General features: G+C 44.4%; 17 protein-coding genes and 1 pseudogene. 4 read left to right on the forward strand and 14 right to left on the reverse strand.

Features of this window, described 5'->3' with window-relative positions:
- From AB4323_RS15750 to AB4323_RS15760, 3 genes are all read right to left on the reverse strand, one after another.
- A partial coding sequence (locus AB4323_RS15750; protein WP_372152857.1) for a transposase occupies positions 1-380 on the reverse strand: 380 nt, incomplete at its 3' end.
- A gap of 82 nt (positions 381-462) precedes the next feature.
- Positions 463-753 (reverse strand): type II toxin-antitoxin system RelE/ParE family toxin, encoded by a 291-nt coding sequence (locus tag AB4323_RS15755; protein ID WP_005377002.1) that lies wholly within the window; start codon positions 751-753, stop codon positions 463-465.
- Complete coding sequence (locus tag AB4323_RS15760; RefSeq protein ID WP_229648144.1) at positions 743-991, reverse strand: type II toxin-antitoxin system Phd/YefM family antitoxin; 249 nt, start codon at positions 989-991, stop codon at positions 743-745. The genes AB4323_RS15755 and AB4323_RS15760 overlap by 11 nt, the downstream gene beginning before the upstream one ends.
- Positions 992-1,195: 204 nt before the next feature.
- On the opposite strand from AB4323_RS15760, the gene AB4323_RS15765 reads away from it, so the two are divergent.
- Positions 1,196-1,696, forward strand: coding sequence for a hypothetical protein (locus tag AB4323_RS15765; RefSeq protein WP_104216111.1), 501 nt, complete (start codon positions 1,196-1,198; stop codon positions 1,694-1,696).
- Between the two features lie 61 nt (positions 1,697-1,757).
- On the opposite strand, the gene AB4323_RS15770 is transcribed toward AB4323_RS15765, so the two are convergent.
- Complete coding sequence (locus tag AB4323_RS15770; RefSeq protein ID WP_102332896.1) at positions 1,758-2,156, reverse strand: hypothetical protein; 399 nt, start codon at positions 2,154-2,156, stop codon at positions 1,758-1,760.
- Positions 2,157-2,252: 96 nt separating this feature from the next.
- Positions 2,253-3,824, reverse strand: coding sequence for an EAL domain-containing protein (locus AB4323_RS15775; protein WP_229648143.1), 1,572 nt, complete (start codon positions 3,822-3,824; stop codon positions 2,253-2,255).
- Positions 3,825-4,169: 345 nt separating this feature from the next.
- Between AB4323_RS15775 and AB4323_RS15780 the strand changes: the two genes are divergently transcribed.
- Together AB4323_RS15780 and AB4323_RS15785 are read left to right on the forward strand one after the other, a co-directional pair.
- Positions 4,170-4,580 (forward strand): lysozyme inhibitor LprI family protein, encoded by a 411-nt coding sequence (locus AB4323_RS15780; RefSeq protein ID WP_017067713.1) that lies wholly within the window; start codon positions 4,170-4,172, stop codon positions 4,578-4,580.
- Between the two features lie 182 nt (positions 4,581-4,762).
- Positions 4,763-5,554: a carbon-nitrogen hydrolase family protein gene (locus tag AB4323_RS15785; RefSeq protein ID WP_372146747.1), complete on the forward strand. Its 792-nt coding sequence runs from the start codon at positions 4,763-4,765 to the stop codon at positions 5,552-5,554.
- 102 nt (positions 5,555-5,656) lie between these two features.
- Here AB4323_RS15785 and AB4323_RS15790 read toward each other — a convergent pair whose 3' ends face one another.
- The 8 genes from AB4323_RS15790 to AB4323_RS15825 all read right to left on the reverse strand — a co-directional run bounded on the left by AB4323_RS15790 (position 5,657) and on the right by AB4323_RS15825 (position 15,176).
- Positions 5,657-8,116 carry a CHASE3 domain-containing protein gene (locus AB4323_RS15790; RefSeq protein ID WP_102428318.1) on the reverse strand — a complete coding sequence of 820 codons (2,460 nt, stop codon included), beginning with the start codon at positions 8,114-8,116 and terminating at the stop codon, positions 5,657-5,659.
- A gap of 219 nt (positions 8,117-8,335) precedes the next feature.
- On the reverse strand, positions 8,336-9,337 hold the full coding sequence (locus AB4323_RS15795; RefSeq protein WP_372152859.1) for a substrate-binding domain-containing protein: 1,002 nt from the start codon (positions 9,335-9,337) through the stop codon (positions 8,336-8,338).
- Positions 9,338-9,489: 152 nt separating this feature from the next.
- A complete protein-coding gene (gene rbsK, locus AB4323_RS15800) occupies positions 9,490-10,434 on the reverse strand; it encodes a ribokinase (protein WP_372152861.1) in 945 nt (314 codons plus the stop codon).
- Positions 10,435-10,625: 191 nt separating this feature from the next.
- The gene (gene rbsB / locus AB4323_RS15805) at positions 10,626-11,504 is read right to left on the reverse strand and encodes a ribose ABC transporter substrate-binding protein RbsB (RefSeq protein ID WP_017060856.1); all 879 of its coding nucleotides are present in this window, start codon (positions 11,502-11,504) and stop codon (positions 10,626-10,628) included.
- A gap of 149 nt (positions 11,505-11,653) precedes the next feature.
- Entirely contained in the window at positions 11,654-12,640 is a 987-nt protein-coding gene (gene rbsC, locus AB4323_RS15810) for a ribose ABC transporter permease (protein ID WP_017060855.1), read from the reverse strand.
- Positions 12,637-14,142, reverse strand: coding sequence for a ribose ABC transporter ATP-binding protein RbsA (gene rbsA / locus AB4323_RS15815; protein WP_009844906.1), 1,506 nt, complete (start codon positions 14,140-14,142; stop codon positions 12,637-12,639). The genes rbsC and rbsA overlap by 4 nt, the downstream gene beginning before the upstream one ends.
- 99 nt (positions 14,143-14,241) lie before the next feature.
- A complete protein-coding gene (gene rbsD / locus AB4323_RS15820; RefSeq protein ID WP_017060853.1) occupies positions 14,242-14,661 on the reverse strand; it encodes a D-ribose pyranase in 420 nt (139 codons plus the stop codon).
- A 200-nt stretch (positions 14,662-14,861) separates the two neighbouring features.
- Positions 14,862-15,176: a transcriptional regulator gene (locus tag AB4323_RS15825; protein ID WP_372105148.1), complete on the reverse strand. Its 315-nt coding sequence runs from the start codon at positions 15,174-15,176 to the stop codon at positions 14,862-14,864.
- Between the two features lie 64 nt (positions 15,177-15,240).
- On the opposite strand from AB4323_RS15825, the pseudogene AB4323_RS15830 reads away from it, so the two are divergent.
- Positions 15,241-15,711 (forward strand): annotated as a pseudogene (locus tag AB4323_RS15830) (porin family protein); the annotation flags it as partial.
- A gap of 115 nt (positions 15,712-15,826) precedes the next feature.
- Here the strand turns inward: AB4323_RS15830 and AB4323_RS15835 are convergent.
- Positions 15,827-16,870, reverse strand: coding sequence for an endonuclease/exonuclease/phosphatase family protein (locus AB4323_RS15835; protein ID WP_372152863.1), 1,044 nt, complete (start codon positions 16,868-16,870; stop codon positions 15,827-15,829).
- Position 16,871: the final 1 nt, after the last annotated feature.

Raw genomic sequence — 16,871 nt, forward strand, 5'->3', positions numbered from 1 at the left:
CTCATTCTATGTACCGATAGGATGGCTTGTTGCTCTGGTGATTTTACGGGCACAAAGCGAGTGGATGGTCGCTGAACAGCTTCGCAGATAGCTACTGCATCATTAAGGTCGTTCTTCCCTTTAGTTCGATAAGGAACCACGTATTTAACGGCCATGATACGGACGTCATGACCCAGTTTATTGAGTGTTCTTGCCCAATAATGTGCACCACCACACGCTTCAACGCCTATACGCATGAGTGGCATATTTGCTATTGTAGTCAGTAGTTTAGAGCGGGTTACTGACTTATGAAGTATGACCTTACCATTTTGGTCTACGGCATGAAGACTAAAGTGGTTTTTAGCTAGGTCGATACCGCAGAAATAAGAATAATCAGACATGGTGCCTCCGATGCATTTAAGTACCACATAAGTGTGGCAGATCCTCGGTAGGGGGAATCCATGTCATTCGTTGATACCGCAATCAATCATCTAACCTTTTCATAGCTTTACGGTAAACATCGCTACGTTCGCGTTTTCCGACTGCTAAGACGGTTACAATGATGACATCGTCTTCAACTTTGTAGACGAGACGGTAGCCCGATTGGCGCAGCTTAATCTTATACATGTTGTCAGCTCCAGAGAGTTTTGAAGCCGGAACATGCGGGTTATCTAAACGCTCGATTAGCTTTTTCTTAAATTGTTGTTGAAGCGTTGAGCCAAGCTTTTTCCACTCTTTGAGTGCACTCTTTTTAAAGTCGAGTTTATAGGTCATCAATATTTACCGAAATACTCTCTTCAGATTCACGCTCTTTCGCAATAGTTAGTAGTTCAAGATCTTCGAGTCTGTCCATCATCATTTCGTACGTTTCGGCTGGTACGCAATAAAATGCTGGCTCATTTCGGTTCAGTACAGCAACAGGTTCACCGTAAGCACTAGTTGCAACTTTCATAGGGTTAGCTTTCAACTCAGTAATGCTTGCAGCAACATCGGCTAAAATTCTAGTGGTCATTTAATAGGTCTCTTAAGTGGTCTTTATTTTGGTCATTTTAGCCTCAATCAAGCGGTATAACAAGTTGCTTAAGAGTGATTCGCAACACGTGGCATTTTTACTATGCGTTGGTTTATGTGTTTAAGGTATTATGCGGACGCTAAGGTATTGGGTTGCTTATACCTTTACGCGGCGTTTGCCTAATCCAATAGTAAGTGAGTCTATATGACAGATAACATTTGGGAAGACAGAGAAACACCAAATCTTGAGCACATTCTCGAATTGTTCAACAACACTGAGTTGGGTGCATATCTAACAGGTCATTTATTGCTTGAGTCAGTATTAGTTCAATTAATAGAGTTGAAGCTTGATGATAGTGAGAAGATAAACCCATTTAACATGAGTTTTCCTAATAAGGTTAAGTTAGCGCTTAATCGCGGTTTAATTTGGCAATCAATGGCTGATTTTTTGATCGAAATGAATCGTATCAGAAACAGGTTAGCACATCGTTTAGGTGAGCCCATTACTTTTGATTTAGTCTTTGGTTTAGCCAAGGTTGCTCACTTGGGCGGCGTTGATTTTTCTGATGACACCATACATTCTGATTATCAGTTGTCTCAACAGTGGTATGGTATTCAAGGAATCATCCAAGAAATATTCCAAAATGCCGCACAAGACCTTTCATTTATAATAGAAGAGCATGGTGGGGAATTTCAGTTTGCTTAGGCTAACAAACGTTTAAGAATCAACCCAACCAAAGAGGGCGCCAATAACGGCGCCCTTTGTATTAGTTGGCAACGCTGTAAGTGTCGTAATTGCGAAGTAAGAAGATTGCGATACAGGCTGCGAGCATTGGCCAAGAGGCGAAGAACAGTAGGTTGTTGAACGGGTCCATGTATTTTCCAAAAGAGGAAAAGGTTGAGCCTGCATGAAGGACTAAAATGGCTCCGTAGGTGTACTTTTTCCACATGCCTACAACGAATGCGCCTAAAAATCCGAGCTGCGCGACACCCAGAGCCATCATCGCATTGTTCGAGATGTCGATGCCGTAAAAGCCAGACAGTACTTTTGTCGCGTGCTCAGGGACAAGGATCTTATCTAAGCCCCAGAACAAGAAGACGATAAAAATGCCGATTCTCAGCAGTAGTAGGCTAGTCGCCAGTTTGGTTTGAAGTGTCTTTTCCATGATATCCCTTGTGATGCATTCAATGATGCGATGGTTTAAATGTTCATCAAAGGAGACCCATAGCCTTCGCATTTTCTTTCGTTGTTTTTTAGTGCCTTATGTAACAAGGAATGTCTGGTTGGTTTGTTCCTCAACGTTATCTGACTCAAAATGCTGTTGCTTGAGTAAGCTGACAGTCAGGTTTATCGGCATCGGCTTATAAAAATAGAAGCCTTGGATATAGTCGACACCGAGCTTAGATAAGATTTTCACTTGGGATTCATACTCGACACCTTCGACGATGACTTGCATGCCTAAGGAGCGTGATAGTTGAAGCATGGACTCTAGCAAAGGGAGACCAAAGCTGGATTCGTCGGATATGTTTTTCACAAACACGCGATCGATTTTGAGAATGCTGAACGGGAACTGTCTTACGAAATCTAACCCTGCGTAGCCTGTACCAAAATCATCAATCGCGACTCTGACGCCCCTGTTCGATAGCTTGGTTAGGTTGTCTCTAATTTTGACCATGTCGGCATCAGAACATTCACCATATTCGGTTACTTCAAAAACCACCTGCTTGAGGATCTCAGGGTGTCTTTTAAAGATGCTGATCACTTTGTTAGAGAAGTTACTGTTAGACACTACGTTGCGGCTGATGTTGACGCTGATGTACTTTGAGTCGAACACATCTTGATTGCTTTTCAACGTCATTAATACTTTGCGCAGCACGAAGTAGGTGAGCTCCTCAATTAAGCCTAAGCTTTCAGCAAGCGGAATGAAAATAGCCGGGGAGACGTTACCTTCAATTGGGTCGTTCCATCGTAATAGTGACTCACAGCCGACGATCTCATTGGTGTTTTGGTTAACGATAGGCTGCATGTGAACATGAAGGTGTTGGTTTTTTAGCGCACTTGAAAGCGAATATTCTAAGCTGCGTTGGCTCTGCTTTTTATGCTTGATGGAAAGGAGAATAATGGTGGTGATTCCGGCCATCAAAAAGCCAAACCATAAATAACTCAACATGAAGTGAAGATAAAACTGATACCCAATGTATGAGGTGATGGTCAATGGGTAGGTGTTTGATTGTATCCGCACCTTGGCGATTGATGAGTCAATATCGGTAGGGTGGATATCTCTTTTGATCACTTCAACTTTGGCCTGTATTCCATGGCTGCTCAGGTTTGTTTCAACAAGGTCATAGATGAAGTGTGGCGGAATCATCAGGCTCACTCCGGCATCTTCTTTGTTCGAGAAAATGAGCATGATGGACTGAACTTGCGTGATGGCCGAGTTGGAATACGACAGGGTTGTTAAATTCGGGTCGTCATTGAGTCGCTGCCTGATGGTGCTGTATAGGCGAAATGAAACGTCACCATCGGTGGTTGAACAGTAAAATCGGTTCTGTTTATTGAATACCGCTGCTTCTTTTACCCAATCGGCTTCAAAAACGTTTTGTCGAAGCTGTCTAACGATCGCGTCGCATGACTGTTCAGGTCTAACTTCAGATAAAAAACGGTCGAACCTTGATTGGATCCCTTCTAACCTGGTTTCGACTAACCTTGATGTGTCTTCGGTTAATGTTTGGTAGTGATACGGTGTAAAAGGAATGAGCATTGCCATGGAAAAAAAGAAAGAGATGGCAAAGTAAAATGAAGTCTTGGCAATGTTTTGGTACTTGATATCCATAGTTGGAGAAGCGTTACCGATTTATGTGAGCATTCGATTTAATTTATAAAGTTAGCGTTTAGGTAGCAATATAAATAATTAATAGTGTGAGTGCAGGCACGAATTATTGATATAAATAATATGTTTTCTAGTTTTACCAGCAAAATCTGAGCGTTATCTCATTTATTTGAGTTGGCGAGGCGTCATTTTTGATGATTTATGCGGATAACAAATGCTTATATCCTGATAAATTTTATTGTTATTTGCTCTGGCTGAATGAGCTGAATGAGCTAAATATTGAGCCACGTTTAAATAAATAAAGTCACGACACGATTCGTTTTGGTGGTGGCAGCATAAAGGATGATTATGACAAAACTGATATCGGCACTCATAGCGGTGTGCTTCTCATTCTCTGCGTTGGCCTACGAAGGTGTTGTTGATTGCGAGAATGCGATGAATACCATCGAGATCAATCACTGTGCGGCAATTGAGTTGGAATCTGCACAAGCGGAACTGGATAAATACCTTGCAGCCAGCTTTGAGCACAATGCTTATGATGCTGAGCTGGTGGCGTCAATTAAGAAGGCTCAGGAGAGCTGGCAGGCGTACATGACAGCACATTGTGATTCTGTGTACACCCAATGGCGTGAAGGTTCTATTCGAGGGGTTATGGCGCTTTCCTGCAAGATGACGTTAACCAAGCAGCGCACGCATGAGGTGTGGGTGAATTTCTTAACCTATATGGACAGCACGCCTCCCGTTTTACCAGAGCCTTAATTAGCGCCGTAGGCAGATTTGAAATGCGTACAGGACTGTGCGCCTGCTTCAACCTTTGGCGTGCGAATAAGAAAGCGATAGGGGATTGCCTTACTCTGTCGTTCTTAGTTCTTAGTCTCTAGTTTGAAGTATTAAAGCTTGAAGCGTTACAGTTTGAAGTATTACCTAGCAAGGATTCGATTTTGAATAATGTCAGCATCACTCTTATTCAGCTTGAGGTTGAATACAAAAACAAACAAAAGAACATTGAGTCGGTTTCTGATCTTTTGGAAGCGGAATCGACAGTCGGGGATATCACTCTGTTGCCTGAATTGTTCACTACTGGGTATATTTTTAACGATGCTGAAGAAATTCATGAACTGGCTGAAGACTTCAACGACAGTACTACTATTGATTCATTAACTCAGATGGCAGCGAAGTATCACACCTTGATTGTTGCTGGTATTGCCGAGAAAGATAGCGGCCAATATTACAATAGCGTCGTGGTGGTTGATGGTTCAGGTTTACTTCATAAATACAGAAAAGTCAGTCAAACCAAATTCGACAAACAGTATTTTTCACGTGGGTGTGAGCTCCTTACATTTGAGCACAAGGGCTTAAAGTTTGGTGTCGCAATTTGCTTTGATATTTGGTTCTCGGAGATCATGAGGGCGTATCAGTCGGTCGACGTTATTCTACATCCCGCGAATTTTGGTGGTCATCATAGCTTTGCTATTGCTCAAGCGAGAGCTTTAGAAGAGGGGTGTCATGTCGTGACGTGTAATCGCGTTGGGCAGGATGTGGTTGATGCGTTTGCCGCGACTTATTGTGGTAGCAGTAGAACCTATTCACCAAAGGGTGACTTAATGCTTCAGCTCAACGACAAGCAATCTGTAGAAACTGTGAGTATTCAAGATCTCTCGATTGCGCCGCAATATAATGGTATTGATGTCGAAGATGAGATCCAGCAAATAACCGCCCTGTTAAACCGTTAAACCGTTAAACCGTTAAATCGCTAGAACAGAGACTAGCACGGTATAAGATCGAAAAACGCAAGGTGATTAAGCCTTGCGTTTTAGCTTGGGAACGAAGCGTTCTTAAGCTTGATCGTTCATTTGATTCAGATGCTTGACTGAATGGGCGTTTTTCATCCGCTGAGCTTGATGGATATTGACCATAAGGCGATTGAGCAGTTTTTGCAGTCGTTCAATATCCGGCAATTGTTGATTTTTGGCTTCGACTTCTAGCTCCAATGCCTGCTTAGAAAGCATGTTAAGACCTAAGTTTAGCGACATGCCTTTAATGGAGTGCAGGGTGCGACAAAGTGGCTCTAATTCTTTCGCTAAATAGTATTCAATGACGCGATCAACTGACTGTTCGAACTCAATAATGGTCGAGTCTATGAGTAAGCTGAACCCTTCCGTGTCATCTTTCAGTATTTGTATCACTTCTGAATGGCTGATCTCTTCTTCCGTTAACCTTAACGTTTCAATAGGCTTACGATGAAGCTCGACAATGTTTTCATTCTCACTCGAACCTTCGGCTGCTGTTTGTTTCGGTAATCGACTTGAGAACTGTTGTAGGGCGTCGAAGAAACTCTCTTGCTGCAGAGGCTTGGTCAGAATATGGTCGACACCCGCCTGAATAAAGTTGTCATGCGCCTCACGGAATACATCGGCCGTGTAAGCGAATATCAAGGTATCGAGTTTCAGTTTTTCACGAATGTAATTTGTTGTCTCGACCCCGTTCATTTCAGGCATATGATTGTCCATCAAGATAAGGTCATATTGAGTTGTTTTGAGGCGTTCAATCGCCAATTTCCCGTTTTCCGCATGCTCAACATGATGGCCGAGTTTTTCACAAAAGCCTTGTGCAACAATGGCATTAATACGGTTATCTTCCACCAACAGGATACTTAACGAGTCAAAGCTGAGAGTTTCTGCATCGACTGTATGGGTCGCGATGTCTTTCGCTTTGCTTTCTTGCCATGTGATAGGCAGAGAGACTTGGAATTTTGTACCAAGCCCGACAGCACTGGTTAATGTGATTTCTCCATTCATGAGGTTGACTAGGTTCTTGACGATTGCGAGGCCAAGCCCTGTTCCGCCAAACTTCCTTGTTGTCGAAGTGTCGGCTTGTTCGAATGAATTGAATACCTGCTCGTGCTTATCTTTCGGGATACCAACCCCGGTGTCTGTCACGGTGAGGATCAACTGGTTGTTGGGGCGATTGAGGTCAGCTTGTATGGACACATGACCTTCTTTGGTGAATTTTGTCGCATTACCGCCCAAGTTGAACATGATTTGGCGCAGCCTTGCACAGTCTCCGAAGAGTTGGATGTTTTTCGGTATGTTATTTTCGATTAACAGGCGAATGCCTTTTTCATCGGCTAAGGGTTTTAGTGCGCTGCATACAGGCTGCATGACTTGAACAAAGTTAAAGGGAGCCACATCTAACTCAAGCTTGTTTTCTTCGACTTTTGAGAAGTCCAGAATGTCGTTGAGTATCGTCATCAAGTGGTGACCAGATTCGAGAATGATGTTGATGTTCTCTTTTGTTTCGGGTTCTTGGGTTTGGCTTGCAATGATCTGAGATATTCCAAGAACACCGTTCATTGGTGTTCTGATTTCGTGGCTCATGGTAGACAGAAAATCGCCCTTAGCTTTTACTGCGGCTTCAGCTTTGGTTCGTTCAGCGATTAGCTCCTGATTTTTCGCTCGCATTTCATTGTCGTTTTTTACCAGGTTTGTTGCCATTGTTTGAAAGCTATGGCTGAGGTGAGCTACTTCGTCTTGAGCGTTAATGTTTGAGGAAAGTTTGAGGGTCGATGCCCCTTCTTTTAAATGGCCAGCAGCAACTTGGTTTGCGGCTGCGAGCAGTATGTCTATTCTTCGTTTAATACGGTTTGATGACCACGCCGCCACAAGCAATGAGATAAATGCTGAAAACAGGGTACCGACAACCAGTACGTAAGTGGTTTGGTTGGCCGAGTTAACGGACTTATCGACTCTGACTCTGATAAGTTGCTGTTCAATATCGATAAATTGAGCGATCTCTTTACGGATCTTATCGATCAGTTGTTTTCCGGTCTGTTGTTGAGTGAGGTAGACGACACTTTGCATTTTCGCTTCGCCTTTATTGACGAGGTTGCGTTGCATGATCTCTTTCTCGCCCGACTCCTTTAGCCATGTCTTATGAGTATCATCGATTCTTTTGAGGCGTTCAACTTGAGGGGGGTTGTCACTCACTTGAGTTGATAGGCTTTGCATTTTTTGACGCCAAACATCCAGTGCCAGATGATAGGGCTCTAAAAATACGGGATCGCCCGTGATTAGGTAGCCACGTTGTCCGGTTTCCATATCCACAATTAGGTTGAGCAGCTCTTGAGCTCGGGCTATGGCTTTGTGAGTGTGAACAACCCAATGGTTATCTTTCACAATAGATTGGGTGTTTTCATACACAGAGAAAGAGACGATGACCATCAAAGTGATAGGAATTAAAAAGCTGACTAATAGCTTTTTTTGTAGGGATATATTGTCAAACCAACCCGCGATCATACAACTACGCTCTCCATGCCGTTGTTATTTAATATTAGTGTAGATGAATTAGTCGTTAATTGCGTGAATAGTTGCTGAGTGCGCAAATGCATATTTTAGCATGTAAGTTTCGCATATTGACGGCATTTTAGGGGCGATTAAGCGGCGTTATTATGTTTCAAAGACAAAAAAGCTAGCTCAATAAGCTAGCTTTCAACGGTGTGATGAGTGTGGCGAGTACTAAAGCGCTTTTACGCTGCTTCGTTCAACAAGAGTAGGTTCAAGTTCAACGACTTGCGGATAAGCATCTGGAGTTTGTAATCTGCTCAAAAGCGTATCCACTGCGGCTTTACCTAAACGATGTTTTGGCTGGTGGACAGTGCTTAACGCGGGTGTCATGTACTTCGACAGGTGGATGTCATCGTAGCCAATGATAGACAGATCATTCGGAATCGATGTGCCATCTTGCGCCGCAGCGTGAATCACGCCCATCGCCATCATATCGTTACTGACGAACAAGGCAGACGGCATTTCGCCACGAGTTTTCAATGTCTGATAAGAGTCAAAACCACCGTCACATTCAAAGTTGGATTCAACAATCCACTTAGGGTTGATCTCTAAATTGGCTTCTTCCATTGCTTGCTTGAAGCCTTGATAACGAGACGAAGCTTGATTACGGTGCAGTGGGCCAGTAATACAGCCAATATCCGAGTGACCGTTATCTATCAAGTGCTTAGTTGCCATGTAGCCACCTTGGTGTGAGTTGTCTTGGATCTTATCGCTCGCAAACAACATAGGGCCCCAATCCATGACTACAACAGGCAGTTCTGGGTAGCGCTCGAATACATCGATATGTTCGCCTTCAAGGGTAGAACACATTAGCATCAGGCCATCGACTCGCTTTTGCAGCAAGGTATCGATAGAGGATTTCATGCGTTCGCTATCGCCTTCGGTGTTACACAAGATAAGGTTGTAGCCTTTTTCGTAGCAACGACGTTCCACACCTTTTACCACTTCGCCAAAGAATGGGTTGGTGGATGTGGTCACTAGCATTCCCAAGGTTTTGGTTTGCTTCATTTTCAAGCTGCGAGCCAATGCAGAAGGCGCATAGTTGAGTTCTTTAGCCGCACTGTTAACACGCTCAGCAATCTCTTCACTGACAAAGCGTGATTTGTTGATCACGTGGCTCACGGTAGAAGTCGAAACCTTTGCGAGCCGTGCGATGTCTTTCATTGTTGCCATAAAAAATCCTTGTGGGAATAACCTTCCACGTTGGGCGATATTCTGCCTGAAAACAGGGGCTTATTCTTGTTATTTGTTGTTACCGAATTTGAAGGCTAACATCCGTTAACCACGGTTTAGCTCAGAAGTTAGGCCTTCAAATAGGTATCAAACTAAGCAGACAGTTGCTCTGCCAAAAACGCATCGGTTTCAGCACGGCTTGGAATCGACGCTTGAGCACCAAAGCGTGTCACAGAGATAGCAGCTGCAGCATGAGCAAATTTAATCGCACGCTCAAGTGGCATATCTTCAAGCAAGCCTGTCACCAACGCGCCGTTAAAGGTGTCACCTGCGGCAGTTGTATCTGTTGCTTCAACACGGAAACCTGCGATTAGTTCACCTTCGCTGGCTTCATTGCCTTGACCGCGATGACTCACCCACACGCCTTTCGCGCCTAGCGTGATCATTACCGTTTCTATGCCTTTAGCATGCAGAGCCAACGCAGCCTGATGAGCAGACGCGTTGTCCGTCACGGTAATGCCTGTCAGCACTTCTGCTTCAGTTTCGTTCGGTGTAATCACGTCAACACAAGCAAGCAGTGAATCCGATAATGGACGAGCAGGAGCTGGGTTTAGAATGACTTGCGTGCCACTCTCTTTTGCTACTTTCGCAGCGTATTCAATGCCTTCAATTGGCGTTTCAAGCTGAGTCAGCAAGTATTCAGCGCCGCGAATCTTCTCTAGATGCGGCTCGATTTGATCGCAAGTCAGCTTGTCGTTCGCTTCCGCAGAAAGACAAATGCTGTTTTCGCCGGTTGCTGATACTTGGATCATCGCAATGCCAGTCGGCGTGTTGTCCGCAACGATCACACTGTCGATGTTGATACCATCTTTAGCAAAATCTTGACGAATGTTGACGCCAAATGGGTCGTCACCAACACAGGCGATGAAGCCAATGTCTGCGTTTAATCTTGCTGCCGCTACGGCTTGGTTTGCGCCTTTGCCGCCAGGAATGACCTGATAGTTACCGCCAATCAAGGTTTCACCCGGACGAGGGAACGAAGGAACTTGCAGTACGTGGTCAGCGTTAACGCTACCTAAAACAATCAGTTGAGTCATGATACGAGCCTTATGATATATCGTATTTGAAAATGCATGGGTCTTTCTCATGGTGTTAAGTGCGCTCTCTTTTGTGAGCGGAATGAGAAACAGCGATGCACTGTCGGGGTTTGCTTTTGTTTGAGTCAGCGAGCCAATCAAAGCAGGGAGATAGGGAACTCCCTGCTTTATATCGCGTTACCTAGTAACGATTACTTAGCGATGATTTTTAGAGGTACTGGTACGTACTCGTCTACTGTTTCGCCTTTCAGTACTTTGTCTGCCATTTCGATACCTAGAGAACCGATTAGGTCAGGTTGTTGTGCAACTGTAGCGCCTAGTAGGCCGCGGTTAACAGCAGCGATGCCGTCGTCTGTGCCATCAAAGCCAACGATCATCACTTCTTTACCTGACGCTTGAACTGCGCGAAGTGCACCTAGTGCCATTTCATCGTTTTGAGCAAATACTGCTTGTACATCTGGGTTAGCAGCAAGCAAGTTTTCCATTACGTTCAGACCTTTAGTACGGTCGAAATCAGCAGGTTGGCTTGCAAGAAGCTCAAGGTCGCTGCCGTTTACTGCATTCATGAAGCCTTCACCACGTTCACGAGCTGCAGAAGTACCAGCAATACCTTCAAGTTGGATTACTTTCGCTTTTTCGCCCACTTTTTCCATGATGAAGTGACCTGCCATTTCACCACCGATTACGTTATCAGAAGCGATGTGGCTTACTACGTCACCACGGCTTGCACCACGGTCTAGTGTTAGTACTGGGATGTTTGAACGGTTAGCCATGCGAATTGCGTTAGACACGGCGTCTGAATCTGTTGGGTTGATCAGGATTGCCTTAACACCACGAATGGTTAGATCTTCAATGTTCGACAGCTCTTTGCTTGGGTCGTTTTGAGAATCCAGAACGATAAGCTTGTAGCCTAGCTCTTCAGCTTTCGCTTCTGCGCCATCTTTCATGGTTACAAAGAATGGGTTGTTCAATGTAGACAGAACGATTGCCATTGTATCTTGCGCCTGTGCAGACACAGATACTGTTGTAGAAAGAAGAGCAGCAGAAATAAGAGTCGCTAATTTTTTCATGGTGTAAGTCCTTTGTGTAGGGGGAGCTAAGAGGTGAGTCCTAGCTCGTTGTTACATTATTTATAGATTCTAATATTTTAAGGTAAAACAAACTGTTACTTTTATTAAACTAGAGTGTTACTTGTATTAACCTAGAGTGTGAATAGGTTTTATTTGTTTTTGTTGTCGACCAATACTGCCAGAAGAATAACCACTGCTTTTGCAATCATCTGGTAGTAAGAAGATACGTCTAGTAGGTTTAGGGCGTTGTTTAGGAAGCCGATAATCAGAGCGCCAATCAATGTGCCCATGATACGGCCACGACCGCCAGCTAAGCTTGTCCCGCCAAGAACTACGGCTGCGATAGCGTCTAGCTCATAACCCATACCTGCGGTTGGTTGAGCAGATGACAAACGCGATGCCACGATGATGCCTGCCACTGCAGCTAGCAGACCACAGATTGCGTAAACACCGATTTTTACTTTGTCTACGTCGATGCCTGATAGGCGAGTTGCTGATTCGTTGCCACCCAGTGCGTAAACGTAGCGACCAAAGCGTGTGTGGTTAAGTAGGTACCATACTGCTGCGAATACCACGACCATGATCCATACTGGAACCGGTACACCCATTGCGTAGCCAGTACCGAACCAAGCGAATGCGTCTGCTGTGTCTGTGAAGCCTGTTGAAATAGGACGACCATCTGTGTAAACCATGGTTACGCCGCGAAGTAGTGTCATGGTGACAAGCGTTGCGATGAAGGCTTGAACCTTACCCTTAGCGATAATCACACCACTAATCGCACCTAATGCTGCACCTGCTACAAGAGCGGTTGGTACTGCGATCATCACAGGGATTTCCATGCCAATCATGCTGGCTGCGAACGCACCACAAAGCGCCAGTACAGAACCAACACTCAAGTCGATACCCGCGGTTAAGATAACCAGCGTCATACCTACAGCGATAATTGCGTTAACCGAGGTTTGGCGCAGAATGTTTAGGATGTTGTCGACAGTAAAGAAGTTCGGGTTTAAGAAAGAAACGACAACAATCAGGAAGAGCAAAGCAATCAATGACTTTTGATCAATCAGCCACTCTTTGCTGATTAACGGTTTTTTCTTTGGAGCTTCAGTTGTTTTGCTCATGGTTTTAGTACTCATGCTGCGTCCTCGTTGATCTTTTTACCGACCGCACACGCCAGTAATAATTCTTGGTTTGCTTCTTTAGCATCAAATTCACCGCTTACACGGCCTTCATGCATCACCATGATGCGGTCACTCATTCCTAACACTTCTGGCATTTCAGATGAGACTAAAATGATGCTCATGCCGTCGGCTTTAAATTTATTAATGAGTTGGTAAATCTCTTTCTTAGCACCGACATCGACACCGCGCGTTGGCTCGTCGAGAATCAGTACTTTTGGTTTGGTCATCAAGCCCTTAGCGATAGCCACTTTCTGTTGGTTACCACCAGAAAGGTTGCCAATAATCTGTTCGCGCGTCGGGGTTTTGATGTTGAATAGCTTGATGAAGTCATCTACTGCAATCACTTCGTCTTTATGTTGGATTTGACCGCTCTTTGTTAGTAGGTCAAGTGAACATAACGACATGTTTTCTTTAACAGAAAGCCCTAGAACTAAGCCATCGCCTTTACGGTCTTCAGAGATGTAAGCAATGCCATTGGCCAAGCCGTCTTTCGGGCTTACAGGGTTGATGGTTTTATTTTCTAGGTTGATGACGCCGCGTTCACTTGGAAGGGCACCGTAAATCACTTTCATCAGTTCAGTTCGGCCAGCACCCATTAGGCCAGATACACCCAGGATTTCACCGCGTTTTAGCGTAAAGCTCACATCGTGAACACCAGAACCCGTCAGGCCAATCACTTCAAGACAAGTTTCACCATGGCTCTGGCCGATACGTGGATATTGTTCGTCTAACTTACGACCAACCATCATTTCGATTAGGCCATCTTCGTCGGTGTCTTTTACTTCACACTGACCAATGAACTTACCGTCACGCAGCACGGTGATGTCATCACAAATCTCGAAGATCTCTTTCAAACGGTGAGAGATGTAAACAATGCCACAGCCTTCATCGCGCAATTCGTTAATCACCTTAAACAGAGATTCAGTTTCGGTATCGGTTAGCGCATCGGTTGGTTCATCCATGATGATGACTTTAGATTCAAACGATAGGGCTTTCGCAATCTCTACCATTTGCTGCTCACCAAGGCTCAACTGACCTAGAGGCGTTTTCGAGCTGTGTTTCACGTTAAGGCGTTTAAGTAGCTTGTCTGCTTCTTGGTACATCTCGTTCCACAAGATACGACCCATGGTGCCCGTGATTTCACGACCTAAGAAGATGTTCTCGGCGATGGTCAATTCAGGGATTAGATTCAGCTCTTGGTGAATGATGCTAATGCCTGCTTGTTGAGAATCACGTGGCCCTTTAAATGCAGCAGGTTTTCCTTGGTAGGCAATAGTGCCGCCGTCCAAGTGGTAGATGCCTGTCAGCACTTTCATAAGCGTTGATTTACCCGCACCGTTTTCACCCATTAACGCCATTACGCGTCCTGGATAAACGTTGAGGCTTGCCTTATCCAGTGCTTTCACACCAGGGAAGGCTTTCTCAATTGAGCTAAGTTCTAAAATGGCTTGAGTCATGTCGGTTCCTTTACTCGGGGCCAGTTGTATTTGATTGTTCTGTCTATGTATTGTTTTGGTTCAGTGATGTCACTGAGCTGTCGTTGCGTTTTGCTTGAGCTAAAAGGTTACGCCAGCTTGGAAAATAACATTTGCGTATGGTGTGCACTCACCGGTGCGAATTACCGCGCGGCTTTCATGCGTACGCTGTTTGAATTCTTCATGAGTGATGTAAGTAATAGAAAGCGATTTGCCACAACGCGCTTCTTCTGTCTTGATTAAATCAATCAGCGCAGCGTGGTGCTCTGGGCTTACTTTCGCAAACTCTTCTGCAATCACAACACCTTCGATTTGAGATTCATCCAGCATGGTTTTTACCGTTTGCTGAAAGCTTGGGACACCGTGAGTTAAAGCAAGATCAATACGAGTTACGTGGTCTGGAATTGGTAAGCCCGCGTCACAAATCGTGATTTCATCTGTGTGGCCAAGAGTCGCCACTAGGTAAGAGAGTTCAGAGTTTATTAGAGTACTTTTTTTCATATCACGACCTATCGAAAAATAACGCTTGATGGGTTGAGAACAACTCAAGAAAAGCCATCGAAACGTTTCGATAGTGATAATAGTGTCTGATTTATCATTTGCACGTTTGATTGTTTTAGAGTGTGATAATGATCATCGAAACGTTTCGATGGGGCGTTTTTTGGTGATCTTAGTCACCGCCATTGATTGCATAAATCCTTTTACGTGGGTTCAATCGATAGCGCATATCCGAACTTACTAATGGTAATGATCTGGACGTTGGATGCTCTTAATCGCGCGAACACATTGCGTAGGTTATAGACTACGTTTGCAAGAACATGTGGTGACGAGATTTGTCCGTCCCAACACACATCAACAATATGCTCTCTTGAAATCGGTCTTCCCACATTTTCCAATAACAAGCAGAGCACTGCTAATAGGCGAGGGCGCAAAGTGATTTTGTTTCCTTGCTGGTTGGTAATCGTTCGAGCGTCGATATCAATGATTAAGCCGTTGAAGTCTATTGTGTGGTTCATCGTGTTTTCTGTTCGTCTTATTCTAAATTGTGGAGATTGAGCAAATTGGCCTGCTGTTGGAGCGGGTAATTATTTAAGTGTGCTAATGGTCGAAGTGGGCGGGTTAACTGACACGATCAAAGAACCTATTACTTTTAAAGCCGAAGACAATACTTACCGATTAATTGCTGGTTACAAATTTAACCGCATTGTTTCGGTTGAAGCTCAATACACAGATTTTGGTGATATAGCCCTGAAAACGAAATCTGGTAATAAGGTTTTCACTTGGACACCTCAAATCTTTTCGGTAACGGCGAACCTCGGTTACACGTTTGATAATGGCTCTCGCCCTTCAGGAGATGGTTTTGATGATTCGGGAGATGGCATCCGTATGGGTGTTGGTGTTGGATATACGCCACCTACAATGTCTTCGTTGAGCTTTCGCTTAGCGTACGAAGCCGATGCTTTTGATATCGAAGATTACGAAAACGGACACAAGACAGAAGATACTGTTGTTCTGGATTCTTTCTACTTAGGCGCAATGTACACATTCTAAGTTTCATACTTTGCTAAACGGTAAATCGGTTTCTAAATGGGGCGTCGGTTAGCTCAACCCGTTTAGCTAAAGTGGAAGGCCGCAGTTTTTGACTGCGGCTTTTTTATGTTTAACTTTAGGCTTCACGAATATGAGCGGTAACAGACACGATGGCATGGTCCGTACTGAATTGGTCGTGTTCAAAGCTTGGATTGGTGAGGTGATGGTCTAACACTGTGTAGCTAGAGATCTCCATCAAACTAGACGAGTTCTGACAATCAAACTCGTTCGACATCAAAATGTAGTCCAGTATAGACCCAGATGCGCCGTAGTAATGGGTTGGCTTACGCTGTTCAAGCAAATCTTCTTCATGTAGCTGATGGTAAAGATCCCAGCTGTCTTTTAATCGAAAGTGGGATAGCCAATGCTTGCTGTTTTCGTCTCGGTTGATTGAGTAACTCAACAGCCCTTTAAACTCATCATTAAATAGAGGCTTATTAAAATCACCCATCAACACAACAGGTTGATCGGTTTGGTAGCGTTGGTTGGTGATGTATTGATGCAGCATCTGAGCTTCTAGGCCGCGTTGGGCACTGGATAGCCAAGAGCCAAGCCGTTCTTGGTGAAAACGAGTGAGCGTGTCACTTTGTGGTTTTGCACCTTGCTGAGCGTTGTTCGTATCGACAGATTCTGCTTTTGGTTCTGTCGGACGTTGTGATTTGAAGTGCACCACATAACAGTCGGTTGAACCTAAATGGGGTAACGTAATCGTCGCGTGAACAGGTGTTCTGTTGAATGAGAATTTGTCGCCAAGGTTGAATGCTGTCAGTAACTTCGAATCTGGCGTAACAGGCTGCACGTTTTCAATCGGGTAACGGGAAGCGATCCCAACGACTGGTGAGGTGTATAGGTAATCATCTTCAACGTTGGCGCTATCGACCACTGCAAAGTATGGATAACCTAGCTCGTTCATCAATAGCTCTAAAGATTGCGGGCTAAATATCTCTTGGAAGCCAATCACATCGCAATCTAATGAGCGAATCGCTTCAGCCATCCAATGTTGCTTCTTCTGCCATTCTTCGAAGCTGTAGATGTTCTCAAAATCATAATAAGCATTCGGTGGCTCGAGATAGTTCAGAAGGTTGAACGTTGCGAATGTTATTTGGTTTGGTTTGTTCAAA

The sequence above is a fragment of the Vibrio sp. 10N.261.52.C11 genome (assembly GCF_041471405.1).
GTDB lineage: Bacteria > Pseudomonadota > Gammaproteobacteria > Enterobacterales > Vibrionaceae > Vibrio > Vibrio crassostreae_C.